This is a genomic window from Microbacterium sp. AG238, assembly GCF_003610405.1.
In the GTDB taxonomy this organism is placed as follows: Bacteria; Actinomycetota; Actinomycetes; order Actinomycetales; family Microbacteriaceae; genus Microbacterium.
Map to the genome: position 1 here is coordinate 816,793 of NZ_RAQC01000001.1, position 23,961 is coordinate 840,753.

At 70.2% G+C, this 23,961-nt stretch carries 21 protein-coding genes; 5 read left to right on the forward strand and 16 right to left on the reverse strand.

Annotation, left to right across the window (positions count from 1 at the left end; genetic code table 11):
• Positions 1 to 7: 7 nt before the first annotated feature.
• From DEU36_RS03880 to adhE, 5 genes are all read right to left on the reverse strand, one after another.
• Positions 8 to 487: an A24 family peptidase gene (locus DEU36_RS03880; RefSeq protein WP_120263001.1), complete on the reverse strand. Its 480-nt coding sequence runs from the start codon at positions 485 to 487 to the stop codon at positions 8 to 10.
• On the reverse strand, positions 484 to 774 hold the full coding sequence (locus DEU36_RS03885; protein WP_120263002.1) for a DUF1905 domain-containing protein: 291 nt from the start codon (positions 772 to 774) through the stop codon (positions 484 to 486). Before DEU36_RS03885 ends, DEU36_RS03880 begins: the two co-directional genes overlap by 4 nt.
• 66 nt (positions 775 to 840) lie before the next feature.
• The gene (locus tag DEU36_RS03890; protein WP_183045278.1) at positions 841 to 1,752 is read right to left on the reverse strand and encodes a L,D-transpeptidase; all 912 of its coding nucleotides are present in this window, start codon (positions 1,750 to 1,752) and stop codon (positions 841 to 843) included.
• A 49-nt stretch (positions 1,753 to 1,801) separates the two neighbouring features.
• On the reverse strand, positions 1,802 to 2,794 hold the full coding sequence (locus DEU36_RS03895; protein ID WP_120263003.1) for an aldo/keto reductase: 993 nt from the start codon (positions 2,792 to 2,794) through the stop codon (positions 1,802 to 1,804).
• 61 nt (positions 2,795 to 2,855) lie between these two features.
• On the reverse strand, positions 2,856 to 5,597 hold the full coding sequence (gene adhE / locus DEU36_RS03900) for a bifunctional acetaldehyde-CoA/alcohol dehydrogenase (RefSeq protein ID WP_120264344.1): 2,742 nt from the start codon (positions 5,595 to 5,597) through the stop codon (positions 2,856 to 2,858).
• A gap of 191 nt (positions 5,598 to 5,788) precedes the next feature.
• Between adhE and DEU36_RS03905 the strand changes: the two genes are divergently transcribed.
• A complete protein-coding gene (locus tag DEU36_RS03905; RefSeq protein WP_120263004.1) occupies positions 5,789 to 6,235 on the forward strand; it encodes a class Ib ribonucleoside-diphosphate reductase assembly flavoprotein NrdI in 447 nt (148 codons plus the stop codon).
• Positions 6,236 to 6,545: 310 nt separating this feature from the next.
• A complete protein-coding gene (locus tag DEU36_RS03910; RefSeq protein ID WP_091499607.1) occupies positions 6,546 to 6,749 on the forward strand; it encodes a cold-shock protein in 204 nt (67 codons plus the stop codon).
• A 60-nt stretch (positions 6,750 to 6,809) separates the two neighbouring features.
• On the opposite strand, the gene DEU36_RS03915 is transcribed toward DEU36_RS03910, so the two are convergent.
• From DEU36_RS03915 to DEU36_RS03945, 7 genes are all read right to left on the reverse strand, one after another.
• The gene (locus DEU36_RS03915; RefSeq protein ID WP_120263005.1) at positions 6,810 to 7,496 is read right to left on the reverse strand and encodes an ABC transporter ATP-binding protein; all 687 of its coding nucleotides are present in this window, start codon (positions 7,494 to 7,496) and stop codon (positions 6,810 to 6,812) included.
• Positions 7,493 to 9,835 carry an FtsX-like permease family protein gene (locus tag DEU36_RS03920; RefSeq protein WP_183045279.1) on the reverse strand — a complete coding sequence of 781 codons (2,343 nt, stop codon included), beginning with the start codon at positions 9,833 to 9,835 and terminating at the stop codon, positions 7,493 to 7,495. The genes DEU36_RS03915 and DEU36_RS03920 overlap by 4 nt, the downstream gene beginning before the upstream one ends.
• 2 nt (positions 9,836 to 9,837) lie before the next feature.
• Entirely contained in the window at positions 9,838 to 10,491 is a 654-nt protein-coding gene (locus DEU36_RS03925) for a TetR/AcrR family transcriptional regulator (RefSeq protein ID WP_147374353.1), read from the reverse strand.
• On the reverse strand, positions 10,491 to 11,252 hold the full coding sequence (locus DEU36_RS03930) for an ABC transporter permease (protein ID WP_120263008.1): 762 nt from the start codon (positions 11,250 to 11,252) through the stop codon (positions 10,491 to 10,493). Before DEU36_RS03930 ends, DEU36_RS03925 begins: the two co-directional genes overlap by 1 nt.
• Positions 11,239 to 12,186 carry an ABC transporter ATP-binding protein gene (locus tag DEU36_RS03935; protein WP_120263009.1) on the reverse strand — a complete coding sequence of 316 codons (948 nt, stop codon included), beginning with the start codon at positions 12,184 to 12,186 and terminating at the stop codon, positions 11,239 to 11,241. Before DEU36_RS03935 ends, DEU36_RS03930 begins: the two co-directional genes overlap by 14 nt.
• A gap of 34 nt (positions 12,187 to 12,220) precedes the next feature.
• Positions 12,221 to 13,555, reverse strand: a complete 1,335-nt coding sequence (locus DEU36_RS03940) for a heparan-alpha-glucosaminide N-acetyltransferase domain-containing protein (protein WP_120263010.1) — start codon at positions 13,553 to 13,555, stop codon at positions 12,221 to 12,223.
• A 107-nt stretch (positions 13,556 to 13,662) separates the two neighbouring features.
• Positions 13,663 to 14,424, reverse strand: a complete 762-nt coding sequence (locus DEU36_RS03945; RefSeq protein ID WP_183045280.1) for an alpha/beta fold hydrolase — start codon at positions 14,422 to 14,424, stop codon at positions 13,663 to 13,665.
• Between the two features lie 91 nt (positions 14,425 to 14,515).
• Here DEU36_RS03945 and DEU36_RS03950 point away from each other — a divergent pair, with 91 nt between their 5' ends.
• Both DEU36_RS03950 and DEU36_RS03955 read left to right on the forward strand, forming a co-directional pair.
• Positions 14,516 to 15,235, forward strand: a complete 720-nt coding sequence (locus DEU36_RS03950) for a DUF998 domain-containing protein (RefSeq protein WP_183045281.1) — start codon at positions 14,516 to 14,518, stop codon at positions 15,233 to 15,235.
• 32 nt (positions 15,236 to 15,267) lie between these two features.
• Entirely contained in the window at positions 15,268 to 16,455 is a 1,188-nt protein-coding gene (locus tag DEU36_RS03955) for a heparan-alpha-glucosaminide N-acetyltransferase domain-containing protein (protein WP_183045282.1), read from the forward strand.
• Here the strand turns inward: DEU36_RS03955 and lysX are convergent.
• Positions 16,397 to 19,762 (reverse strand): bifunctional lysylphosphatidylglycerol synthetase/lysine--tRNA ligase LysX, encoded by a 3,366-nt coding sequence (gene lysX, locus DEU36_RS03960; RefSeq protein WP_120263013.1) that lies wholly within the window; start codon positions 19,760 to 19,762, stop codon positions 16,397 to 16,399. The genes DEU36_RS03955 and lysX overlap by 59 nt on opposite strands.
• 184 nt (positions 19,763 to 19,946) lie before the next feature.
• Here lysX and DEU36_RS03965 point away from each other — a divergent pair, with 184 nt between their 5' ends.
• Positions 19,947 to 21,137 (forward strand): esterase family protein, encoded by a 1,191-nt coding sequence (locus DEU36_RS03965; RefSeq protein ID WP_120263014.1) that lies wholly within the window; start codon positions 19,947 to 19,949, stop codon positions 21,135 to 21,137.
• Positions 21,138 to 21,153: 16 nt separating this feature from the next.
• Here the strand turns inward: DEU36_RS03965 and DEU36_RS03970 are convergent, their stop codons facing one another.
• From DEU36_RS03970 to DEU36_RS03980, 3 genes are read right to left on the reverse strand one after another with little or no spacing between them, the layout of a single operon-like run.
• Positions 21,154 to 22,632 (reverse strand): cell wall metabolism sensor histidine kinase WalK, encoded by a 1,479-nt coding sequence (locus DEU36_RS03970; RefSeq protein WP_120263015.1) that lies wholly within the window; start codon positions 22,630 to 22,632, stop codon positions 21,154 to 21,156.
• Positions 22,629 to 23,366 carry a response regulator transcription factor gene (locus tag DEU36_RS03975; protein WP_120263016.1) on the reverse strand — a complete coding sequence of 246 codons (738 nt, stop codon included), beginning with the start codon at positions 23,364 to 23,366 and terminating at the stop codon, positions 22,629 to 22,631. Before DEU36_RS03975 ends, DEU36_RS03970 begins: the two co-directional genes overlap by 4 nt.
• Positions 23,367 to 23,421: 55 nt before the next feature.
• On the reverse strand, positions 23,422 to 23,832 hold the full coding sequence (locus DEU36_RS03980) for a ribonuclease inhibitor (protein ID WP_183045283.1): 411 nt from the start codon (positions 23,830 to 23,832) through the stop codon (positions 23,422 to 23,424).
• Positions 23,833 to 23,961: the final 129 nt, after the last annotated feature.

Sequence of the window (23,961 nt, forward strand, 5' to 3'; positions counted from 1 at the left end):
ACAGGCCTCATGTCCCGGCCCAGACGCCCCCGGCCACCGCCCACGCACCGAGGAGCATGAAGGGCCCGAACGGGATCCGTGTACGCCGACCGCCGCGCCGGGCGAGAATCACGACGACGGCGACGATTCCGCCCGTCACGAACCCCAGCGCGGTCGCGAGAAGCGGTGCCCGCCAGCCGAGCGGCCCCAAGAAGAGCCCGATCGCGGCTGCGAGCTTGACGTCTCCCCCGCCCATCCCGCCACCGCTGAGATGCAGGAGGTAGTACAGGACGAACAGCACCGCCCCCGCGACGACCGCTTCGACGATCGGCCGGATCGAACCCCGTTCGATGGCGGAGAGCACCGCGATGCCCGCAGCCGCGCCGGCCAATGCGATGACGAGCCGGTTCGGCAGCCGATGCGTCGCGATATCGACGACCGTGAGCGCGATGCTCAGCGCTGCGCAGACAGCCACCAGCACGATCATCGCCGACGACAGCGGGGTCACGCGTCGAGGACCTCGAGCATCACCCGGACGATGTCGTCGGATCCGATGGACTCGGCGCGACGGATCGCCTGCTTCAGCGGCAGGACAAAACCGCCGCGCGCGGCATCCGGGAAGATCGACGTCTGCCACGTCGACCCGCCGATCGTCGCGCGCACCCGTACGGATCCGAACCCCCGTGGCATCCGCGGGATCTCGCGGATATCGGCACTGGGCTCGTCGGGCACGGCCGCGAAGTACCACGCCTGGGTGCGGGCCTCCCAGCGGAAGACCTCCGCGTCGAACTCCATCTTCACGCGATCAGCGTAGGCCGTCTCGCGCGCACGGTGTCGCGGGCGTCCACAGGCGCGCCACGGCTACGGCTGGATCATGACCGGGGTCCCGGGCGGCAGCTGGGCGAGGCGGTCGACCGCGGGCCCGTCGAGGTAGATGCAGCCGAACGAGGTGGCGCCCTCGCGCATCCGGTAGTAGTGGAAGGCCGTCACGGCCACGTCTCCCTCGTCGAACCCCGCCATCACGGGTGACTGCACCCCCAGGTAGACCATCGGATGCCCCTGGGTGTACCGGAATTCCGGGACGACCGTGGTCCACATGACGAAGGTCCGTCCGGTCGGAGTCGGCGTCGACGGCTTTCCCCACGCGAACTGGTCAGACACGCGTTCACGTCCGGCCGCGCTGACGATGTCGATCGTGTTCGCCGCGAGATGCACCTCGACGTACTGCGCGGTCGTGGTCAGCTCGACGTCGGCGGCGCGCAGCCACCCCACGGTCTGGCCGCCGTTCCCCTCGGGAGGCACGCCCTGCCGCCCGGGCAGGAGCACCTTCACCCAGTCGGCCTGCGCTTGCACGACGGGCACTGTTGTGCCGCCGTAGTGGTGGTCGCGCGGGAGCTGACCGACGGGCTGCGCCGTGGGGTCGGCGAACACCGGCGCCCCCGCGCCCAGCGGTCGCGCGAGCACCGAAGTGACCGACCCCATCGGATCGTCGTCGACGGGCACCGCCGAGTTCACCGAACGCACGTCGATCAACGGGAGCGTCGAGATGTCGTACGCGTTGTCGTTGCGGGCATAGGGCGCCGGCGCGGCATCCGCCGCTCGCTCCGCGGACGGCGTCGACGGCGTCGCGTCCGAGACGACGGCGGCCGGGGTGTCCGAGCCACGGAGGGCCGCCAGGTCGCGAAGCGGGGCGAGCGCCCAGAAGGCCGACACCGCGAGGGCCCCGACCGCGACCACGGCCACGAAGGCTGCGGGATGCGGTCGTCGGGTCATACGCCCATGCTCGGCCGCGCGCGGCCGCAATGCAAGAGAGGGACGCCGGTCACCACTGGGGGTGGATGTCGGCCCGCAGCAGCTCGTCGTAGACGTCGACGACCGCGTCGGCGAAAGCCGTCAGATCGGCGCCGTCGTCGAGGAGGTCCCCCGCAGCAGCGTTGGCTCGTGCCTGCTCGGTCGTGCGGGCTCCCGGGATGACGCTCGTGACGCCCGGCCGCGAGGCGATCCACGCCAGCGTCGCCGCCGGCAGGGTGACGCCCTCGGGAAGAGCGGCCGCGAGCCTGCGCGCGGCCGCCAGGCCGGTCTCGAAGTCCACGCCGGAGAAGGTCTCGCCGCGGTCGAAGGCCTCGCCGTTGCGGTTGTAGGAACGGTGGTCGTCAGCTGCGAACTCGGTCTTCTCGGTGTAACGACCGCTCAGCAGGCCCGACGCCAGGGGGACGCGCGCGAAGATCGCGACGCCGGCCGCTTCAGCCGCCGGGAGCACCTCGTCGAGCGGCTTCAGCCGGAAGGGATTGACGATGATCTGGACGTTCGAGACGTTCGGCCGCGCGATCGCCGCGAGCGCCTGCGCGGTGGTCTCGACCGAGACTCCGTAGGCCGCGATCGCCCCGTCGGCAACGAGCTCGTCGAGCGCGTCGTACGTCTCGTCGGATTCGATGACGGCTGAGGGCGGGCAGTGCAGCTGCACGAGGTCGAGGGTGTCGACACCCAGGTTGCGGCGCGACCGATCGGTCCAGGCACGGAAGTTCTCGCGCGTGTAGTTCTCGGGCAGCTGCGCCTCACGCCGGCCCATCTTGGTGGCCACGGTGATCCCATGCCCGGGACGAGCGGCGAGGAACCGGCCGATGGTGCTCTCGCTGCGTCCATCGCCGTAGACGTCGGCGGTGTCGAAGAGCGTGACGCCGGCGTCGGCCGACGCGGCCAGGACGGCCAGAGCCTGGTCGTCGTCGACCTCGCCCCAATCCGCGCCGAGCTGCCAGGTGCCCAGGCCGATGGCCGACACGGAACGGGAGGTCGAAGCGAGGCTGCGCTGCTGCATGGCTACAGCGTAGGCGCAGGGCCGGACCTCTCGGCCCGGCCCTGCGCTCCCTGGCTCGTCGTCAGCCGCCGTGCGCCGCCTTAGCCTTGCCGGCGCTCTTCTTGCCCGGCGCTACCGGCGCGTCCGTGCCCGTGGGTGTCACCGTGAGGGCGTCGGCGGCGACGACGGCCGCGGCGCGGGTGGCGCGCACCTCGGCGAACGAGGTGCCGTAGTACGCGGCCTCCATGAGCGTCTTCATGTCGTCGATCATCGGCATCCGGGGGTTCGCCGGCGCGCATTGGTCCTCGTACGCGGCCATCGCGAGGCTGTGCAGGTTGTCCAGGAAGCGGGCCTCGTCGACCCCCTGCGCCTGGAACGACCGCTCGATGCCGACGCGGTCGCGCAGCTCCTCCACGGCACGCGCGTAGCTCTCGACCCCTTCTTCCGGCGTCGCGGCGGGGAGCCCGAGGTGCTGCGCGATCTGCTGGAACCGTTCGGGCGCGATGTAGCGCTCGTACTTGGGCCAGCTCGTGAGCTTCGTCGGGACCGTGCCGTTGTAGCGGATGACGTGGGGCAGGTAGACGGCGTTGGTCCGCCCGTGCACCAGCTTGTACGTCGCGCCCGTCACATGGGCCATCGCGTGCACGATCCCCAGGAACGCGTTGCCGAAGGCCATTCCCGAGATGGATGCGGCGTTGTGCATCTTCTCGCGAGCCTTCCGGTCGGCGCCGTCGGTCGAACCCGGCCGGGCGTTCGTGCTGCGTTCGATGTTCTCGAAGATCAGCTTGATCGCGTGGAGGCACAGCCCGTCGGTGTAGTCGTTCGCGTACACCGACACGTAGGCCTCGGTTGCGTGGGTCAGCGCGTCGAAGCCGGCGTCGGCCACGAGGAATCCGGGCAGCACGCGCGTCAGCTCGGGATCGATGATGGCGACGGACGGCGTCAGCGCGTAATCGGCCAGCGGGTACTTCATCCCCGTGACGTCGTCGGTGATCACGGCGAACGGAGTCATCTCCGAGCCGGTGCCCGATGTGGTGGGAACGCAGACGAGCTTGGCCTTCTTGCCCATCTCGGGAAAGGTGAAGGCGCGCTTGCGGACATCGAAGAACTTCTCGCGCATGTCGGAAAACTCGATCTCGGGGTTCTCGTACAGCAGCCACATGACCTTGGCGGCATCCATAGGTGAGCCGCCGCCGAGCGCGATGATCGTGTCGGGCTGGAACTGGCGCAGCTGTTCGGCGCCCGCGACGACCTCCGACACCTTCGGCTCGGGACGCACCTGGTTCAGCAGCTGCACCTGCACACGGTTCTCGCGACGGTTCAGGACATCGGTGATGCGGTCCACGTAGCCGAGCGAGGTCATCGTCTCGTCGGTGATGATGCTGACGCGCTCGACGCCTCTCATGTCGGCGAGATACCGGATCGCGTGCGGCTCGAAGTACGTCTTCGCCGGGATCTTGAACCATTGCAGGTTGTTGTTGCGCCGACCGACGCGCTTGACGTTCACGAGGTTCACCGCCGAGACGTTGTTGGATACGGAGTTGTGCCCGTACGAACCGCACCCGAGGGTCAGCGAGGGCAGGAAGGCGTTGTAGATGTCGCCGATGCCGCCCAGGGCGGACGGCGAGTTCTCGATGATGCGGACCGCTTTGACGACCTCGGCGAAACGAGCGACGACCTCGGCGTCGTTCGAGTGGATGGCGCCGGAGTGGCCGAGTCCGTCGAAGGCCACCATCTGCCGCGCGAGCTCGATGCCCTCCTCGGGGGTCGCGGCGCGCAGCACCGCCAGGACCGGGGCGAGCTTCTCACGGGTCAACGGTTCGTGCGGACCGACTCCCGCGACATCGGCGAGGAGGATCGAGGTGTCCGCAGGCACCGCGAAGCCCGCCTGTTCGGCGATCCAGACCGGCGACTGGCCCACCACGCGCGCGTTGAGCTTCGCCTCGCCGCAGTTCGCGCTGTCGGCGGTGACGCCGAAGATGAACTCCTCGAGCATCGCCTTCTCTGCGGCGCTCACCCGGTACGCGTGCAGGCGGGCGAACTCCGCCAGCGCCTCGTCGGCGACGGGCTCGTCGAGGATGACCGCCTGCTCGCTGGCGCAGACCATGCCCATGTCGAACGACTTCGACAGCACGATGTCGTTGACGGCCCGGCCGACGTCGGCGGTGCGCTCGATGAACGCGGGCACGTTGCCGGCGCCGACGCCGAGCGCCGGCTTTCCGCACGAGTACGCGGCACGCACCATGGCGTTGCCGCCGGTGGCGAGGATGAGAGCGACGCCCGGGTGGTTCATGAGCTCGCCGGATGCCTCCATCGAGGGTTCGTCGATCCACTGGATGCAGTCGGCGGGCGCCCCGGCGGCCACCGCGGCGTCTCGGACGATGCGGGCGGCTTCAGACGAGCAGCGCTGAGCGGACGGATGGAATCCGAAAACGATCGGATTGCGGGTCTTGAGGGCGATGAGCGACTTGAAGATCGCGGTCGAGGTCGGGTTGGTCACCGGCGTCAGCGCGCAGATCACCCCGACGGGATCCGCGATCTCGGTGATCCCCGTGAGCTCGTCGTGCGCGATGACGCCGACGGTCTTCTGGTCGATGATCGAGTGCGTGACGTGTTCGCAGGCGAACATGTTCTTCACGGCCTTGTCCTCGAACAGGCCGCGCCCGGTCTCCTCGACCGCCATGACGGCGAGGTCGCCGTGGTGGTGCAGCGCCGCGACCGACGCCTTGCGGACGATGTGATCGATCTGTTCCTGGGTGAAATGCGCGTACTCGTCGAGGGCACGCTGTGCCCGGGTGACGAGGGCGTCGACGGCGATGGACATCATGAGCCTTCCCGGCGCGGAAGGTGTCCGCGTCTGTGTCCGAATCCGGGATGGAGGGACCTCGACCCCGTGTCCTCAGTGTGACCTATGTGGTCTGACCACACCCGAGCCACGGCCGGAACAAATCGAGACGATGAGTTCTCACGCTTCCCGCCTGCTCGGCGTGCCCGGGCGCGGAGCAGACTGGGCCCGTGCCGCACCTCCCGGTCTACTTCCACTCTTCGAGCTCGAACCTGATCCGCCGCTTCGCGCAGCACCTGCACGCCACGGACGGCCGCCCGTTGCGCGATCTGTCCGATCGGGCGGTGCGATCGAGTGAGGCGCCCGGCCCGTGGATTCTGCTCACCCCCTCGTACAAGGCCGGCAACGACGCGCACGCGACACTGCCGGCCACGGTTCGCGCGTTCCTGCGTTCACCCGTGAATCGCCGGCGCCTCGTCGGGATCATCGGCTCGGGCAATCGCAACTTCGGCGACCACTACCAGGCGGCGGCACGCGAGCTCGGGCGCGTATCGGGACGGCCGGTCGTGTTCGAGTTCGAACTCGCCGGCACGCCGGAGGACGTCGCCGCGTGCGCTCGGATCCTCGCGGCTTTCGACGCGCGCTTCGCGAGCGGTCCCGGAGCGCACCAGGAGTGAGTCGGATTGCGTCATTCGACGACATTGCGCGACGGATCGCCCCACAGCCGCCGGAAATCGCGTAGCATTCGAGAGTCGGTGCGTCACGGCGCGCCTCTCCGTCGGTTCACTCCGACGTGCACTTCGTTTCATTCCGCCGTCGATCTCACGCACCCGGGCCATGCTCTCGGCCCCGTGACCGCACCTATCTGGTCCGGTCACCACCACCGGCGAGTGTCTGCTCGCCCCCACACACTCCGCAGCGGCTCAGCCGCAGCGGCATCCGGATCATCACAGCGGTGGTCCCAGAACACAGAAGGAAAATGACGACATGGCCACTGGCACCGTCAAATGGTTCAACTCGGAGAAGGGGTTCGGCTTCATCGCTCCGGACGACGGCACCGCGGACGTGTTCGCGCACTTCAGCGCCATCTCCGGCACTGGACACCGCAACCTGTTCGAGAACCAGAAGGTCGAGTTCGACGTGGAGCAGGGCCAGAAGGGCCTGCAGGCGACGAACATCCGCGCTCTCTGAGCGTTCGACGCAGTGAAGGGGTCGGCCCGATCGGGCCGGCCCCTTCCGCGTTCCCGGGCGTCATCGAACCGCGTCGAGTCGCCCGTCGAGAAGGTGATGACGCGTCCCGGCCCTCTCGGCGACGACGGGGTCGTGCGTGACCAGGACGACCGTGGTCCCTCCCCTGTGCAGTTCCGCGAACAGCTCGACCACCGCATCCGCGGCATCGCGGTGGAGAGCGCCGGTCGGCTCATCCGCGAAGACCACGTCGGGCCGGTTCACCAACGCTCGGCAGATGCCTGCACGTTGACGTTCGCCGCCCGATAGCGCCGCAGGTCGGCTGTCGCGCACGTGGCCCACTCCCAGTCGCTCGAACAGCGCGTCGACCCACCGTCGAGTTCCGCGCGCTGCAGCCCCTCGACGCGCCAGGACGGGGAGAAGCACGTTCTCCCCCACCGACAGCTCGTCGAGGAAGTCGGCGTGCTGGAAGACGAAGCCCATCCGCTCCCGCCGGAGCCGCGATGCTCGACGGTCATCGAGCTCGCCCAGGTCCACCCCGTCGAAGCGAACCCGACCACGGTCGGGCCGGTCGAGTCCGCTCAGGCAGTGCAGGAGCGTCGACTTGCCCGAACCACTCGGACCGGTGAGACAGGTGAACGACCCGGCCTCGATCTCGAGATCGACATCATCGAGCACGACCGTCTGCGCGCCCGCGGGCGACCGGTAGGCGCGTGTGATCCCGCGAGCCGTGATCAGGGAAGTGGTCATGAGACGTCCTTCCGTCGGAACGCGGTCGTCACGGGAGAGGGGATCGACGCGGACACGGCGCTGGATGCTGCCACCGCCACGACGGCGATCGCCACGGTCACCGCAGCAGGCAGAGCATCGGAGGGGAGCGCGACCGCTCCCCCGCCCAGCGCCGAGAGGATCGCGCCGAGAGCCGCCGGCGCGAGGGCTTCGGCGGCGACGACGCCCAGGGGTGCAGCGAAGGCGGCGACGATGACCGCGCGCAGCGCGACCGTCGCGCGCACGGAACCCGCGGTGAAGCCGATCGTGCGCAGAGCGCGGAGCCCGCGCCGGTCTCGCACCGACTCGAGCCGGGTGAGCAGCAGGACAACCAGTATCAGCACGCCCGCGGCGAAAGAGGCTGCTCCGATCGCGGACGCCCGCAGGGTTTCGATCGTGCCACCGAGCGTCTGCTCGACGAACCGGCCGACGCTCGTGACCGTCGCCGTCGGATGGCGCGCCTCGAGATCCGAGACCACGCGCTGGACGTCGCTCCCCGGCGCGACGTCTGCGGTGACCGTCTGCCAGGCGACGGGCCCCGGCACCGCCCCGCGCAGTGTCCGGGCCGAGCGCCCGCCGTTGGTGATGTCCTGGTAGAGGCCCGTGATCTCGACATCGCTCCGGGGCCCCTCGTCGCCGCCGAGTCGCACCGTGTCGCCGATACCCACGCCCCACGTCTGCGCCGCGAGGAGCGACAGTGCGACCTCGTCGTCGCGGCCCGGCTCGTGCCCGGAGCTGTACATCGGCGACGGGACGGATGCGTCGACCGTCTCGATCACGAGGTCGGCCTCGTACCCGGCGGCCGCGACCGCCACCCGCCGACTCGTCGACATCGCCGACCGCACGACGTGGGGGGCGTCTCGCAGGTCGTCGAGCACCGCCGCCGCTGTGCCGCTGGGAGCGGTGGCCGGAACGAAGACACGCACATCGCTCTGACCGATGCCCATCGTGGCGACGAAGTCGGGCGACGCGACCGTCTGGGCGAGGCGCAACGGGACGACCGCGATGACCATCGCGATCACGACAATGCCGAGCAGGAGAACGGTGCCCGCGGGGCGCGTGAGCCTCGACCGGATGCCCAGCCACAGAGGCACGGGTACGAGGGCCGAAGCGGGCAGCCAGGTCGCCGGTGGCGCGCCGGAGCGCTGCGTCGCCGCCACCGGGCTCAGTCGTCTGACCCGGCGCAGGACGAGCGCGGCCGAGCAGATCGTGGCGACCAGGACCGTCGCGCCGGCGCCGACGGCCACGGCCGCCGCCATCGTGCCGGGCGCGCCCCCGGTGTCGGCCACCACACCCGCCGTCAGAACAGCCGTCAGTGGAACGGCCGCTCCCATGCCGAGACCGACCCCCACGGCCGCGACGACGGCGTACCGCACCAGGTACTCGCCGACGACACGGGCGGACGAGAACCCGAGCATGCGCAGCAGCACGATGCGCGAACGCTCGTTCTCGAGGGTGGTGAGGATGACCAGCCGGAGGCACAGGGCACTCACCGCGAAGACGACCAGGGCGACGAGCAGAAGGCACGCCGCGACGACGCCGTCTGTGATCGAGCCGATCAGACGCAGAAGCGCGCCGTCGACCGCGGGGCCGTCCGCCGGCAGGCCCGCCGCGCGGTAGGCGTCGGCGAGCGCGACCGCATCGCCGTCGGTCTGGAAGGTGACGATGCTCTGCTGCGGCAACACAGCGGCGAGCTCCGCCCAGTCGGCGTCGTGCAGCAGGAAGCGTTTGGAGTTGACGATGCCCGGATTCATCTGGGCGTCCCGGAGGCGATCGGCGATCACGAAGCTACGGGTCGATCCGCCGACCGCGACGCTGATGGTGTCCCCCGGTTCGAGGTCGTACTCGCGCATGTAGAAGACAGGCACCGCGATCTCGCCCCGCCCCAGCGCCGGCGCGACGTCGTCGCTGCCGAGGAGGATGTCGAACCGCTCGCTCTGGGTCACGAGGAGGATCTCCATCACACCGGTGCGTGCGGCGTCGCTTCGACCATCGAGCACCAACCCCGCGTTCTCGAGTCGGAGCACGGTGGCGACCTGATGATCACGGACCTCGGGCCGCGATGCGGCGAACGCCGCGATCTCAGCGGAGTCGACGGGCCCGGCGTGCATCTGCACCCAGTCCGGGGCTTCGGAGGCGGCGAAGAGACGTTCGGCGCCTCCCGCGACCGCTGCCCAGGTGACTGCGCCGGCGCTCGCGCTCGCTGCCGTCAGGGCGGTGAGGATCAGCAGGGCGGCCGAGGCCAGCGGCGCTCGACGCAGCGCGGCGATGCGGGTCGGGAGAGCACGGCGACGCAGCTCGCCGGTTCGTGGCGGCCGCATCCTCAGTCCCATGACCAACCGGCGAGGACGACTCCGAGGGCGACGTCGAACTGACGCGCGGGATCGGGACTCCATCCGGCCCGCGCGAGCATCTCGAGATGCGGGGTCGGCACGGACTCGGCCGGACGGGATTCCTCGGCGAGACGGCGACCCGCCCCGGCAGACGGCGCCGTGTCGCGTCCCGCGGGGGGTGTGTACTCCCCCAGGGCGGACGCGACCGTGAGCATGACGAGCGTGTTCACGAGGTCGCCGAGGCCCGCGGCGACGGGGGCGCCGGCAGCGATGATGCGGCCGAGGGCGTCGTCGGCCCACCGCAGGGCGCCGGGTGAGGAGATGGGCCGGGTCGCGACCACCGGGATGAGGTGGGGATGCCGCGAGAGCCCGAACCGGATGCCGCGCATGACATCGGCCGCGTATGCCCGCCAGTCCCCGGCATCCTCGAGGTCGGGCAGCTCGCAGCCCACCCAGAACCTGTCGGCCACGGCATCCACGACGTCACCCTTGTCGGCGAAGTGCCGGTAGAGCGCCATCGGATCGACTCCCAGCGCGGAGCTGAGCCGTCGCATGGTCAAGGCCTCGACCCCGCCCTGGTCGATGATGTCCGCCGCCGCCGCGACGGCCTGCTCGCGCGTGAAACGTGCCGGGCGAGGAGACATCACGACCACCGTCCGCGCCGCGAGAACGCGACCACGGCGCCGACCGCGAAGGCGCCGGCGAAGGCGAACAGAACGGCCACGGAGGCGAGGATGTCGTGCAGTCCGGCCCCGTCGAGACTCAATGCGCTCAGCGCGTCGAGCGCCCAGAAGGCGGGTGACACCGGCGCCACGGCCCGCAGCGCCTCGGGTAGCGCGGCGACCGGTCCGAATGCCCCGCCGAGTCCGGCCATGAGCATCGCCACGATGCTGCAGACGGCGAGCGCCTGGTCCTGAGTCGCGAAGGCGCCCACCACCAGCACACCGAAGGCGACCATGACGAGCGAGAACGCGAAGCCGACGACGGCGATCCCCATCCAGGAGCCGGCGGGACGGTACCCGAAGAGGACGACGCCCCCGCCGAGCACGACACCGAGTTGGAGCAGCTGGGCGACGAAGGCGGCGAGCGCCTTCCCCGCCAGGAGCGAGGGGAGGCCCGCCGGCGAGATCCGCAATCGTTCCCACGTTCCCGACTGCATGTCGCGGTGGAACGCCACGACGATCTGCTGGACGCAGAGCATGGCGAACAGCACCGCGAGTCCGGGCACGGCGTACTGAGCGCCGGACGCACCGGCATGGCCGGTCGCCGCGAGCTGAGCGCTCGCTCCCGGCAACAGGAACGGTACGAACAGCAGCGGGATCACGATCATCACCAGGATCGGGGCGGGATCGCGCCGCAGGATGCGGGCATCGATCGCCGCGACAGCAAGGCTACGCCGCAACACCGTCTGCCCCCTCGCTTGCCGTGTCGGCGCCGTCCAGCAGGCGCAGGTAGGCGGTCTCGAGCGATGATCGCCGGATGTCGACCTCGACGACTCGCCCGCCGTTCGCGGTCACCTCGTCGATGCCTCGAGCGAGCAGCCGGCCTGGATCAGTGCCGTCGGCCACACCCACGAGCCACTCACCCGTCCGTCGCCACGGCGGAGACACCTGATACGCCTCGCCGCCGACCGTGCGGAGCGCGACCCGGGCTGAGCCCCAGCGGGCGATGACCGCATCGACCGTCCCGAGGTCGCGGATCCGTCCGCCTCGGAGGAACGCGACGTCCGCTCCGAGACGCTCAACCTCATCGAGGTGATGCGTCGTGTACAGGACGGCCGCGCCGTCATCAGCGAGCGACCGCACGAGGTCGACGATGCGAGCGCGAGAGCTGACATCGGCGGCGACGGTCGGCTCATCGAGGAAGAGGGCGGCCGGTCGGTGCACCAGGGCCATGGCCGTGTGAAGCCGCCGACGCTGTCCCCCGCTCAGGCGGTCTGCGCGGCGATCCGCGACCGCATCGAGGTCGAGGGCCGAGATCAGCTCGTCGACCCGCACACGCGATGCGCCGCCGCGCACACCGTACAGCGCACCGAATCCGGCGAGGTTCTCCCGCAGGGTGAGGGTGGGATAGACCCCCGTGTCCTGCGGGGCGCATCCGACGAGCGCCGCGAAGCCGGGCGCATCGGGCGACAGGCCCGCCACCGACACCCCACCGGCGTCGGGGCGCAAACGGCCGGTCGCAATGGCGACGAAGGTCGTCTTGCCCGCGCCGTTGGGCCCGAGCAGGGCCGTCACCTGCCCCGGCTCGATGTGGATCTCGGCATCCGTCAGCACCGGCCGCGATCCGAATCGCTTTCGGACGCGGTCGATGTGCACGCCGGATTCTCTCGCGGACATCCCGTCCCCTCTCGCTCAATATCTACATTGTAGACTAACGAGCGACGGGTTGCTCATTCCCCAGGCTCGCGGCGGGCCCCCGCTCGTTCGCGGGCAGATCTACACGGCGCGCGACGCCCGCCACGACCGACTCGAGCGGACCCCGGCCCCGGCTGAGCGCCCACATGGTGCACGCCGCGAGAAGCACCCCCATGCTGGCGATCCAGAACCAGGCACTGACGGCGGGATCGCCATCCCCCGAAGCGAGACCGGGGGCAAGGGCGAACGGCGAGACCAGGACCGCGAACGAGACGACATGGGCCGTGTACGCGGTGAGGGGCATCGACCCCACGGCGGCAAGCGGCACGAGCAGCGCGCGCAGCGGACGAGCGAGGAGCAAGCACGCGCCGATGACGGCGACGGCGAATCCGCCCGAACCGACGATCTCCCACGTTCCCCCGGAATGCGGCGCGACGCCCCACGCTTGAGAGAGCGTGGCTCCGAGGTCGACTTCGCTCAGACGCTCCAGGTAGCCGCGTGTATCGGGACCGATCGGCGAGGACGATTCCGGCAGAAGCGACGACGTCCCGGCGGAGGACAGCGCGGATAGCGACGACGAGGAGCTGTCCCAGCCCGATAGCCAACCGCGCACCGTCCCGTTGAACGCGTCGCCGAGCCCGTAGCCTACGGCGGCGAACCCGACACCCGATCCGAACAGCACCGCCGCGTTCCGCACCCGGTCGAGCCGCAGCCGCCCGAGTGCCATCCCGGCGAGAACCAGGGAAAGCCACACGGTCAGCGGGTAGGAGCCGCTGATGAGGAAGTCGACCGCGGTGCCGCCGATTCCCTGGGGGATGCCGGTACCCGCGAGCGTCACCGCACGCAGGAGCGCGAGGAGGGACGGCCCCGCTACGGCGATGGCGACCGCGGCGAGCGCGAGGGTGCGTCGACGGAGCCCGAGGAAGGGTATGAGGATGAGGAACACGATGCCGTAGATGGGCAGGATGACGGCGATCGTGCTGCCGAGCATCTCCAGTGCGAGGCCGAGGGCGAGGACGACGAGGGCACGGCCGGCCATACGCAGACGAGCGGACCGCAACGCTTCTCCCCGAGGCGGCTGCCCGCGGCCGGTCGCGAGCGCGACCGAGATACCGGCGACCACTGCGAAGAGGATGGCGGAGCGCCCCTGGACGAGCGCGGCGATGTCCGGCCCCTCGGGACCGGCGACCATCCACACGATCCCGACGTGCGCGCCGATCATGCCGAAGATCGCGAGACCGCGCGCCACATCGACGCCCATGAGCCGAGGCGGGCGGCCGACGTCGCGCCACCGATCCCGCAGCGGCGGCCTGAGCTTCACGGCGGGTCGATCGGTCGGAATGGACGGCATGGACACGACAGCCTCTCCTCGGCGATGGGCCGGACGACGGACGGGCACGTCCGATGTCTGTCCACCGGGGGCCCGCCCCGACCGTAGGGCGGTGCCCTGTGCGCGGATTAAGCGCGTGCCGCGTACCGGACGAGGCGTGGGTCTACCACGCCAGGCCGATCGATCCACGCGCGCACGATGTCGGCAACGGCCGCGGGAGAGGACAACGGCCACGAATGTCCCGCGCGAGGCACGAAGGCCGCTTCGGACTCGAGCCCGGCGGCCGTCAACCGCCTCGTGAGCATGACGGCGGAGCGCCGGCAGTGCGCCGATTCGCGCTGTCCCGCCAGCGCGAGGACTCGGGTCGAAGCCAGCTCCACGCCGGCGAGCGACACGCCCGCGAGAACCTGTCGGCTCAGCCGAGAGTAGTCGCCGATCCGCACCGGCCGCGTCGACGCCAGATGCGCACGGCGCAGATCGTCGGACAGCCGCATCTCTCGGGCGAGCAGCCGGTGCGTGAACGGCATCGCCATGACCGGCCAGCTCATCACATCCAGAAGCCGACCCCACCACGGCACTGGCGACGTGCTGATCCCGGTGAGCACGGCGGCGTCGACCAGGGCGGGATGCCGCGCGATCAGACGCAGCGCGACGTCCGCGCCCAGCGAGAACCCCACGACGTGCACGCGACCCAGACCTCGCTCGCGCAGTGCTCGCGACACGGCATCTGCGGCGTCGTCCATCGTCGTCCACCGTCGATGGCGCTCGGCGCCGTGCGCGGGCAGATCGAGAGCCAGCATGTGGCGCTCATCTCCGAGGAGAGTCATATGCGGAGTCCATGACACCGCGGCGAGCCCGCCGCCATGGAGGAAGACGATCGGGGTGCGCATGGCGTCACCATAGGTCAGCCGTCTCCCGGATCGCTCGGCGCGCGACTCGATGCTTACCCGAGCCATATCCCGTCCGCCTAACCTCCGGGGCGTGCGCGCGCCGACCCCGACCGACACCATCGCCCACGTGCTCTTCGTCTCGGCGGCCATCGCATACTCAGGCGTGATGTGGGAGGCCCTCGCCGGCTACCCGCTCGACCCCGCCCGCGCGTATCTGTCCGAGCTTGCAGCCGAGAATCAGCCGACGAGCGCGGTCTTCCGCAGCCTCGATGCGCTGACCGGCGTGCTGGTGCTGATCGCGATGTCACTGCACCGCTCTCGATGGATCTCGGCAGCGGCGGACGTGACGGCGCGCTGGTCGGCGATGTTGCTCGGCGCTTTCGCGGCGCTCACCGTCGCCGACTCCCTCGTGCCTCTGGCCTGCGCCGGTTCGGCGGATGCAGCCTGCGCCGCTTCCGATGCGGCGGGAACGCTCGGGCTCGCCCACCAGGTGCACGCCGTGACGAGCTCGAGCGCGCTCGCCGCCGCGACAGCGTCGGCGGTGCTTCTCGCACTCGCGACCGGAAGACGACGCGGAGCAAGCCCCCGCGCCCGACCCGCCTCGCGAGTCTTGCGCCTCTGTCTCCGTGGGGGCGTCATCGTCTTCGTCGGAACGACGGTCGGGGTCAGCCTTCTGGCCGTCCTCAGCGCGAGCTCGGGCACACTGCCCGACGGGGGCGGCTATCTCCAGCGAGCCCAGGTCGTCCTCCTGAGCGTCTACATCGCCGCATTCCCCGCCGTGATGAGCACACTGGCCCGGAGGCGGGTATGACGCCCCCGGCGGCGGCGGCTCACTCACGGCGAGTGGTCGGGCTCGATCTCTTCCGCACCATCGCAGTTTTCGGGATGCTGGTGGCGCACGTCGGCCCCGCCGCCTGGACTGCGGGCGAGGGGTGGGGCACCGTTCACGTCGGCTGGGAGCTGTTCCACTCCAGGATGCCGGCGATGTTCGCGTTCGCGGCGGGAGTCTCCCTCACCCTCGGATCACCGACGGCCCCGGACCGGGCCACGCCCGAGACGGCACCGACCGTCATCCGGGCCGCCCTCTTGGCCGTCTGCGGAGGAGCGCTGGCAGCGCTCGGTACGCCGGTCGCCGTCATCCTGACTTTCTTCTCGGTGTGGTTTCTGCTGGTGCTCCCGTTCCGGCGCTGCACCCCCCGCACACTCGTCGTCGCCGCGGCCGTGTGGGCCCTCATCGGCCCGCCGCTCTCCGTGCTGCTCCGTCGCATGATCGGCAGCGAACCCGGCTTCGCGTGGTCGGTGCTGGTCGCGGGCGACTACCCCGCACTGACCTGGGTGCCCTTCGTCCTCGCCGGGTTCGCCGTGGGCCGATTCGATCTGACGCGGCGGACCGGGCGCCGAGCGCTCGCCGTCGTCGGCACGCTGCTCACCGCTCTCGCCTACGGCGGCGGGGGTGCATTCCTCGCTCTCGGCGGTGTCGATGCGCTCGCCGCGGCCCGGGGAGTCTCCGGGGGCGGTCCCGCGGCCGCAGCGGAGGTCGCCCGCGTCTTCTACGGCGAAAGGGGTGTGACCGACACGAGCAGCCTGTTGTGGCTGCTCGTACCGGCGCCACACTCGGGCAGCTGGGCAGACGTCGCGGGATGCCTCGGCGTCAGCGCCCTCCTGCTGTCGGTGTGTCTCACCGTCGGCGACGCCGCCCAGCGCGCCCGCGCCGCACTCCGCGTCGCCCCGCGCCTCGCCGGGATAGCGACCACAGCGCTGGCCGCCCCCGGCGCGATGGTGCTGTCCGTCTACGCGGCTCACATCGTCGCGATGGCGCTCATCACCGCGACGACGGGGCATTCCTTCGGTCCCGCCCAGAGCATCGGCACGCTCGCCGCGTTCACGATGGGATTGACCGCGGCGTCCGTCGTGTGGTCGAGATTCGAGCCTCGCGGCCCCCTCGAATGGGCACTCGGGCGAGTGACGCTTCTCATCGTACGAATGGGAAGGCGAGCGTCTGCCGGATGGTCGCGCCCGTCGCGACCATGACGATGCGGTCGACTCCGAGTCCGAGGCCGCCGGTGGGCGGCATCCCGAACTCGAGGGCTGCCAGGAACTCCTCGTCGAGCTGCATCGCCTCCGGGTCACCGTGTGCCGCCCGCAACGACTGCTCGGTGAGACGTCGCCGCTGCTCGACCGGGTCGTTGAGCTCCGTGTACGCGGTGCCGAGCTCCATTCCGCCGGCGACGAGATCCCAGCGCTCGGCCAGCCCCGGGATGCGCCGATGCGGTCGCGCCAGAGGCGACGTCTCTGCCGGGAAGTCCGTGTAGAAGGTCGGCTCGACGGTTCGGGGCTCCACGAGCTCCTCGTACAGCGACTCGATCATCGTCCCGACGCCTGCGCCCCCGGCGACGGAGACGCCGTAGACGGCGCACACGTCGCGCAGGGCCTCGGGGTCGTGATCGGGTCGGATGGGGATGCCGATGCAGTCCGTCAGGGCATCGCAGACCGCGACCACGCGCCACGGCGCCGAGACGTCGATGCGCTCGCCGCTCGGAAGCAACATCGTCGCGCTCCCCGAGACGGCGACGAGCGCCGATCGGATCAGCCGCTCGGCGAGCCGACGCATGTCGTCGTAATCGGCGAAGGCACGGTATGCCTCCATCGCGGTGAACTCCGGATTGTGGGTGGCGTCGACGCCTTCGTTGCGGAAGTTGCGACCGATCTCGAACACCCGCGGGAAGCCGGCGACGATGAGGCGCTTGAGAGCGAGCTCGGGGGCGATGCGCAGCGTGAGCTCGCGGTCGTAAGCGTTGATGTGGGTACGGAAGGGCCGAGCCGTGGCTCCGCCGTGCGTGCGGTGCAGGACCGGGGTCTCTACCTCGAGATAGTCCTCTGCCAGCAGGCAGTCGCGCAGGGCGCGGGTCGCACGCGCCCGCGCGCGGATCAGCTCGGCCGCGTCGGGCGATGTCGCGAGGTGCACCTGTCGCTGGCGGACCTGCACCTCGGGGTCGCGCAGGCCGGTCCGGCGGTTCGGCGGCTGCCGCAGCGACTTGGCCGCGACCTCCCAGGAATCGGCGGCGATACTCGGCTCGCCGCGGACGCTGCGCACGGGCGCTCCCGAGACCGAGATCAGATCGCCGAGATCGATGCCCCGCAGCGCCCCGTAGCCGCGCGTGCGGCCCGCGGCGGCGATGACCTGGAGCCCGACGTGGTCCTCGACGATGTCGAGGAAGGTGATCCCGCCGTGCCTGCGACGGCCGAGCACCCGGCCGACCACCGACACGGGCTCGAGGGGCACCGCCGTCGACCCGGCGCTCTCGATGTCACGACGCACCTCGCTGAGCGCCGCCGTCCGCGCGACACGGGGAGGAAAGGGATCGCCACCGGAGGCACGGATGCCCTCGGCGATGCCGATTCGCCGAGCCGTCGAGGGCGACACCGGGTGTACCGGCGGCAGCCCGATCACCGGCGTACCGAGAGCGCGGACCGCAGTCGCGAAGTCCGCCGAGCGCAGGGCGGACTGAACATGCCACCGGTGCGGAGAACGCGCGAAGCCTTCGGCTCGTGCGACGGCGAGCACGACCGATGCGATCGTGGTGCGGCGTGACCACATCAGCAGTCGAGGACGCCAGTCCGGGTCGTACTTCTCGTTCGCCCGCCGCAGCGAGTCGAGCTGCCAGTGCCGGGAGAGCATCAGCAGCATGCGGCGCTTCGCCCGCAGCAGGGGTCCGGCACCGACCCTCGCCCCACGGACGAAGACATCCCGCAGAACCGCGAAGTTCAAGGAGACGCGCGTCAGCCCCAGGGCAGGCGCCTGCGCGACGAGTTCGGAGACGAGGAACTCCGTCGCCCCGTTGACCGACTCGGGATGACGACGCATGACATCGAGAGAAACGCCATCGCCGTTCCACGGCACGAACACGAGGAGAGCCTTCACCACACCGTCGCCGTCGTGTGCCGTCGCGACCAGCGCGTCGCCGTCCGAGGGGTCGGCGAAGCGCGAGAGCGCCATGGAGAAGCCGCGCTCCTCAGCGCCATGACGCCAGTCCTCGACGAGGTCGGCGAGAGCGATGAGCTCCGCGTGCGGGATATCGCGCTGCCGTCGGAACTGGGCGGTGTAGCCCGCACGGCGCGCCCGCCGCCGCGCGGACGCGACCTGGGGCGACCGCGTCACGGCTTCGGCATGCGGTCCGTTCAGACGAAGGACGGCCTCGTCCCCCAGCACCATGCCTCGCATACCCCGTCGCTGATAATGATGCGCTGCGCGCTCCGACGCGGCGAGCACCGCGGGCCGCCAGCCGAAGTGGTCGACGACCCGAAGCCACTCGTCGATCGCGGCGTCCCACTCCTCCTCCGGCCCGACGGGGTCACCGCTGGCCAGGGCGACAGCTCCGACGACGCGATACGAGACGGCAGAGCGCCGTGAGGGCGAGAAGACCGCCGACTTGTCGCGGCGGGTCGCGAAGTAGGCCAGCGCGTCGTCGGTGCGGTTCGAGGCCAGGATGCCGCGTAGCTCGAGCTCCTCGCCCTCGGTCAGCAGCTGGCGGGCCCGGGCACTGCGCAGCAGCATTGCGAGCGCGATCAGCAGGGCGACGGCGGAGATCGACGACACGACGGTTTCGATGCTCTGGTGGAGGCCCGTGGCCTGGACCTCGACAAGGGTCGACGACGGGAACACCCCCGTCGCCGAGTAGAGCGCCCACCACCAGCTGTCAGCCGCCGACTCGCCGGGTCCGGCCGTCATCCTCGCGAGCACACCGCCTGTGAGCACTGCGACGGCGACCCCGCCGAGGAACACCGCTGCCGCACGAACGTAGGTCGATCGCGGCAGGACCGCGGAGTACTGGCCTCGAGCGACGAGGAGCAGCACGACGAAGGCCGCGGCCAGCACCGCTGCCACGACGTCGACCCGCTGGATATCGGTGGGAAGCACCGATCCCTCTCGAACTGCCTCCAGCAAGTTGGTCAGCGGCAGCAGGACGGTAGGCAGCTCGAAGAGGACGAGGAAGACGAGGGCTCCTCGGAGGCGTCGCTTGGAAGCAGCACCGACGACGAACAGCAGCACGGCGTTGAACATCACCGGCTCGGGGCTGAACCCGAACACCGCGAAGTACGACGTCGCCCAGTAGATCCCCTCGGGCAGCACGACGTCGGTCACGGCGACCAGCACCATCGTCGCCGCGATCGCCTGCAGCACGCGCCCCACCCACAGAGGCACACTCGCCAGTGGGTGGTGCGTCTTCGGCCGACGGGCGTGGGAAGGCTGTGCAGACGGGGCGATGCGAGGTGCTCGCGGCGCGCGCCCGTCGTCATCGGCGGCGGTGCGACGCGGACGCTCCAGCAGAGTGCTCATGGGTGTCTCCTCGGATCAGGGCCGCGTCGCAGCAGGACGGCCGGTCGGTGCGGTCATGTTCCTGCCGTCCGTTAAGCCCCCGATATGACTTGGACGGCGGGGGCGGGGGCGATCCCACTCCCGCTCGTACGCTCGGATCAGCCCGCCGCAGCACGCTGCGAGCAACACGACGAACGGATGCCACGTGGACCCCGACGCTCCCATCGACGTACCGCCGACTCTCCAGCAGGACCTGGGTTCCGACCTCCTGTCGACCTACTGGCCGACCGCGGTCGGTCTCCTCTTGGTGGCCGCGGGCGTCGTCCTGAGCGTGCGCATCCTGCGCGCTCGGCGCACCCGATCCCGCGCGCGTCGAACGCTCTTCGGCGGCGCCGCGGTGACAGGCACCGCCGTCGTCCTGGTGCTCTCGCTCGCTCTCGGGGTGAACACCTGGGTCGGGTATTTCCCGTCGGTGGCCACTCTCAGCCGTTGGATCGACGACAAGACCAGGGAGCCCGTGGCGGAGCTGCCTGCTGCCGCCGTTACGGCAGAGGGCGCCTCGAATGTTCCTCTCACCGAGGGCGAACGAGTCACCACCGACACGAACGGGTACTCCTTCCTGACCGCCGTTCCATCGACCGCGGCCCAGGTTCCCGCCACGGGGGCTTGGGTCTACCTCCCCCCGGGCTACGACGCTCCCGGCAACACGCGACGATATCCCGTGATGTACGCCCTCCACGGCGCACCGGGCAGTGCAGCGGACTGGTTCGCCGGCGGGCGCATCGACTACCTGCTCGACACACTCATCGCGAGCGGCTCGGTGCCGCCGATGATCGTGGTCTCCCCTGACCTCAATGCCGGCTCAGCGCGTGTCGACGATGAGCCACTCGATCGCCCCGGGGGCGCGCAGCTCGAGACTTTCGTGACACGCGACGTCGTGAGCTGGGCCGACGGCGCGCTCCGCACGGTCGCCGACAAGAAGCACCGGGTGATTGCGGGCATGTCCGCCGGAGGACTCGGCTCGCTCCTCTACGGACTGCACAGCCCCGAGACGTTCGGCGGGGTGCTGTCGATCATGCCGTACACCGCCCCCTACACCGCCTCGGTCGTGGCGGACCCGCAGGCCAAGAAGCGCAACTCGCCGCTCGATGTCATCGCCGCGACAGCGAACGATGCCGTCGATCGCTCGCAGATCTTCTTCCTCGGGCAGGGCGATCGTGAATCGGCCGCCGAGGCGACGGCGATCCGCGACGCGCTTCGCGGACAGGGGCGGACGACGACACTGCGCGTGCTCCCGGGACTAGAGCACAACTGGGTCGCTGCCCGGACGATCGCTCCCTACGGACTGATCTGGACCGCGATGCACCTGGGCTGGAACACGGAGCAGACGGAGTGACCCGCGGCCGTCGGAGTCAGTCGCCCACGACGATGGGGATGCGGATGACGAACCGGGTGCCCGCACTCGAGCTGACGACCGACACCTCGTATCCCGACGCGATTGCAAGGGCCTGCACGATCGCGAGCCCGAGGCCCACCGTGGAGCGTTCCCGCGTCTGCGACCGGCTGCCGGCTTGGGTGAATCGGTCGAAGATCGTCGGCAACGCGTCGGGGTCGATGCCCGGACCGTCATCGTTGACGCTGAGCTCGACGGCGGTCTCGGTCTTCCCCACCGCGACCGTCACACTCGTGCCGTCGGGGGTGTGGTGTCCGGCGTTGGCGACGAGGTTCAACAGCATCTGCCGGATCGCGCCTTCATCCCCGACCACGGTGACGTCCTCGTCAGGCAGGGCGATGCGCCAGACATGTCCCGGATAGGCGAACCTCGCATCGGACGCGGTCTCCACCACGATCATCGACAGTTGGACGTCATCATGGGCCACCACGGGGTCGGCATCCAACCGCGCCAGCAACAGCAGGTCGTCGACGAGCGCGCTCATCCTGGCCGCTTCCGAGCCGATGCGCTGCAGCGCACCCTGGGCCTCGCGAGGGTCGGCGTCGGCGCCGGGCTGGGCGTAGAAGTCGGCGTAACCGCGGATGGAGGCGAGGGGGTTCCGCAGCTCGTGGCTCGCCTCGGCGATGAAGCGACGCATCGATTCCTCCGCGCGGTGGCGTGCGTTGAGCGAGAGTTCGACATGGTCGAGCAGGCGGTTGAGCGCGTCCGCCACACGGTCGGTCTCCGACCCGAGATGCCGCACATCGCGGGGAACACGGCGTTGCGGCGCGATCTCTCCGGATGAGAGCGGCGTGGCCGCCACTTCATCAGCGATCTCGGCGACCCGCTCGAGCGGGTCGAGCTGTTGTCGGGTCCAGCGCCAGCCGAACACCGCGGCGAACGCTGCGATCGCTATCCCGACGACCGCGAGCCAGAGCGCATAGGTCCGGACGACGGTGTCCGCGTCGGTCAGACCGACGCCACTGACGATCGTCAGCTCTCCCCCGTCCTCGGCGACCACGTCGGACGCAGTGACGAGGTACATCCCGTCGTCGGCGACATCGGCCTGGGCGGTGTAGCCGCTCTCTCCCATCGCGGCGCGCGCGTGAGAGAGCTCGACGCCGGTCATCGGGCGGTAGTCGTAGTCGCGGGTGAAGAACGCCGAGACGACGACCTCGTCGTCCTGGACGACGAAGAAGAACCCGTCGGACGGGACCGCGAGCGATACGTCGTCGAAGGTCGGAACGTTCCCCGTCGCATCCACCGCCGTGAGGGTCTGACTGATGGCGGTGTCGTTGGACAGATACAGAGTCGACTCGGCCTGGGTGACGAGGTTCTGCCGGAGGATCGCGACGGAGACGATGCCGAACACGGTCACCGCTGCCAGGAGGAGACCCGAGATCATCGCGACCGAACGGCCGCGCAGGGTGCGCAGGCCTCCCGACCGCGCGGAGGTCACGACGAGGCCGGAGCGGTCGGAGCAGCCCGCAGGATGTAGCCGACGCGGCGCAGCGTGTGGATCATCGGCTCACGTCCGTGATCGATCTTCTTGCGCAGATACGAAATGTAGATCTCCACGATGTTCGACTCCCGTCCGAAGTCATACTCCCAGACACGGTCGAGGATCTGCTCCTTGCTGAGGACCCGATCGGCGTTGAGCATCAGGAAGCGCAGCAGCGAGAACTCCGTCGCCGTCAGCCGGATCGGCTCGCCCGCCCGTGTGACCTCGTGGTTGTCCTCGTTCAATCGCAGGTCGCCGACCTCGAGCATCGGCGTCGGCGCGCCCTGCAAGAGCATGGGGCTGCGTCGCAGCAGTCCGCGCAGACGGACCACCACCTCTTCGACGCTGAACGGCTTGGCCACGTAGTCGTCGCCGCCGGCGGCGATGCCCGTGATGCGGTTGGCGACGGTGCCGTTGGCGGTCAGGAAGAGGACCATGGTCTCGCTCAGCTCGCTGCGCAGCGTTCGCAGAACCTCGACGCCGTCGATGTCGGGCAGCACGACGTCGAGCACCATGAGATGCGGCCGCATCCGTCGCGCCGTCTCGATCGCGCTCGCCCCGGTCGCCGCGACCTCGACGATCCAGCCCTGCCGCGAGAGCACCGCCCCGAGCAAGTGGCGCAGGTTCGGCTCGTCATCGACGACGAGCACGCGAATCGCGGGATCGGACAGCGGGGACGACGTGAGCGACATGACTTCATGCTCCCGCGCGAGGATATGCGCCCGTTAAGAAAACCAGCGAGGAACCTCAGGCGAGGACGAGCTCGAGCTCGGGGTGACCGGCGAAAACCTGCAGGACCAGCTCGAAGTACGTCATCCCGCCACCCCGCTCGAGGTCGTCCAGCGCGGCCCGCGCCGGACCGACGGCATAGATGTCCGGGCGCTCGAGCTTGGCGGCGAGGTGGGCGCGCGTGAGCGGGATGCCCAGCGCGTCTCGTGAGACCGCCGAGTCAGCCCAGACGACGCGCGCGATCGACGTGTGCGCGAGGACGCCGAACCCGCCGTAGAGGAGGTCGTCGAGCGCGTCGAGACTCTCGCCGAGACGCCACTCCTCGTCGGCCATGAAGACGCGGTTCAGCTCGGCGTAGAGCGACGGGATGTCGCGCACCCGCCCGCCCTCGATCCGCAGGTCGACGGGAGCGGACGGCGCGCTGTTCACATGCCGAGGCTAGCCGCCGCGACGACGACGAGCCCACGAAGCACGGCCGAACAGGCCGATCGCGGCCGGAGGCGTTCTGCTAGCGTTCGTGGGAGCGCTCCCTGGGAGCGCTCTCAGACGAGCGAAGGA

Excerpts from the sequence above, each read along its gene's own strand:
- DEU36_RS03925 (WP_147374353.1), bottom strand. The coding sequence starts at position 10,491 with ATGTCTCCTCGCCCGGCACGTTTCACGCGCGAGCAGGCCGTCGCGGCG.
- DEU36_RS03975 (WP_120263016.1), bottom strand. The coding sequence starts at position 23,366 with ATGTCGCTCACGTCGTCCCCGCTGTCCGATCCCGCGATTCGCGTGCTC.
- DEU36_RS03940 (WP_120263010.1), bottom strand. The coding sequence starts at position 13,555 with ATGCCGTCCATTCCGACCGATCGACCCGCCGTGAAGCTCAGGCCGCCG.
- DEU36_RS03885 (WP_120263002.1), bottom strand. The coding sequence starts at position 774 with ATGGAGTTCGACGCGGAGGTCTTCCGCTGGGAGGCCCGCACCCAGGCG.
- DEU36_RS03935 (WP_120263009.1), bottom strand. The coding sequence starts at position 12,186 with ATGTCCGCGAGAGAATCCGGCGTGCACATCGACCGCGTCCGAAAGCGA.
- DEU36_RS03895 (WP_120263003.1), bottom strand. The coding sequence starts at position 2,794 with ATGCAGCAGCGCAGCCTCGCTTCGACCTCCCGTTCCGTGTCGGCCATC.
- DEU36_RS03920 (WP_183045279.1), bottom strand. The coding sequence starts at position 9,835 with ATGCGGCCGCCACGAACCGGCGAGCTGCGTCGCCGTGCTCTCCCGACC.
- lysX (WP_120263013.1), bottom strand. The coding sequence starts at position 19,762 with ATGAGCACTCTGCTGGAGCGTCCGCGTCGCACCGCCGCCGATGACGAC.
- DEU36_RS03890 (WP_183045278.1), bottom strand. The coding sequence starts at position 1,752 with ATGACCCGACGACCGCATCCCGCAGCCTTCGTGGCCGTGGTCGCGGTC.
- DEU36_RS03945 (WP_183045280.1), bottom strand. The coding sequence starts at position 14,424 with ATGCGCACCCCGATCGTCTTCCTCCATGGCGGCGGGCTCGCCGCGGTG.
- adhE (WP_120264344.1), bottom strand. The coding sequence starts at position 5,597 with ATGTCCATCGCCGTCGACGCCCTCGTCACCCGGGCACAGCGTGCCCTC.
- DEU36_RS03915 (WP_120263005.1), bottom strand. The coding sequence starts at position 7,496 with ATGACCACTTCCCTGATCACGGCTCGCGGGATCACACGCGCCTACCGG.
- DEU36_RS03910 (WP_091499607.1), top strand. The coding sequence starts at position 6,546 with ATGGCCACTGGCACCGTCAAATGGTTCAACTCGGAGAAGGGGTTCGGC.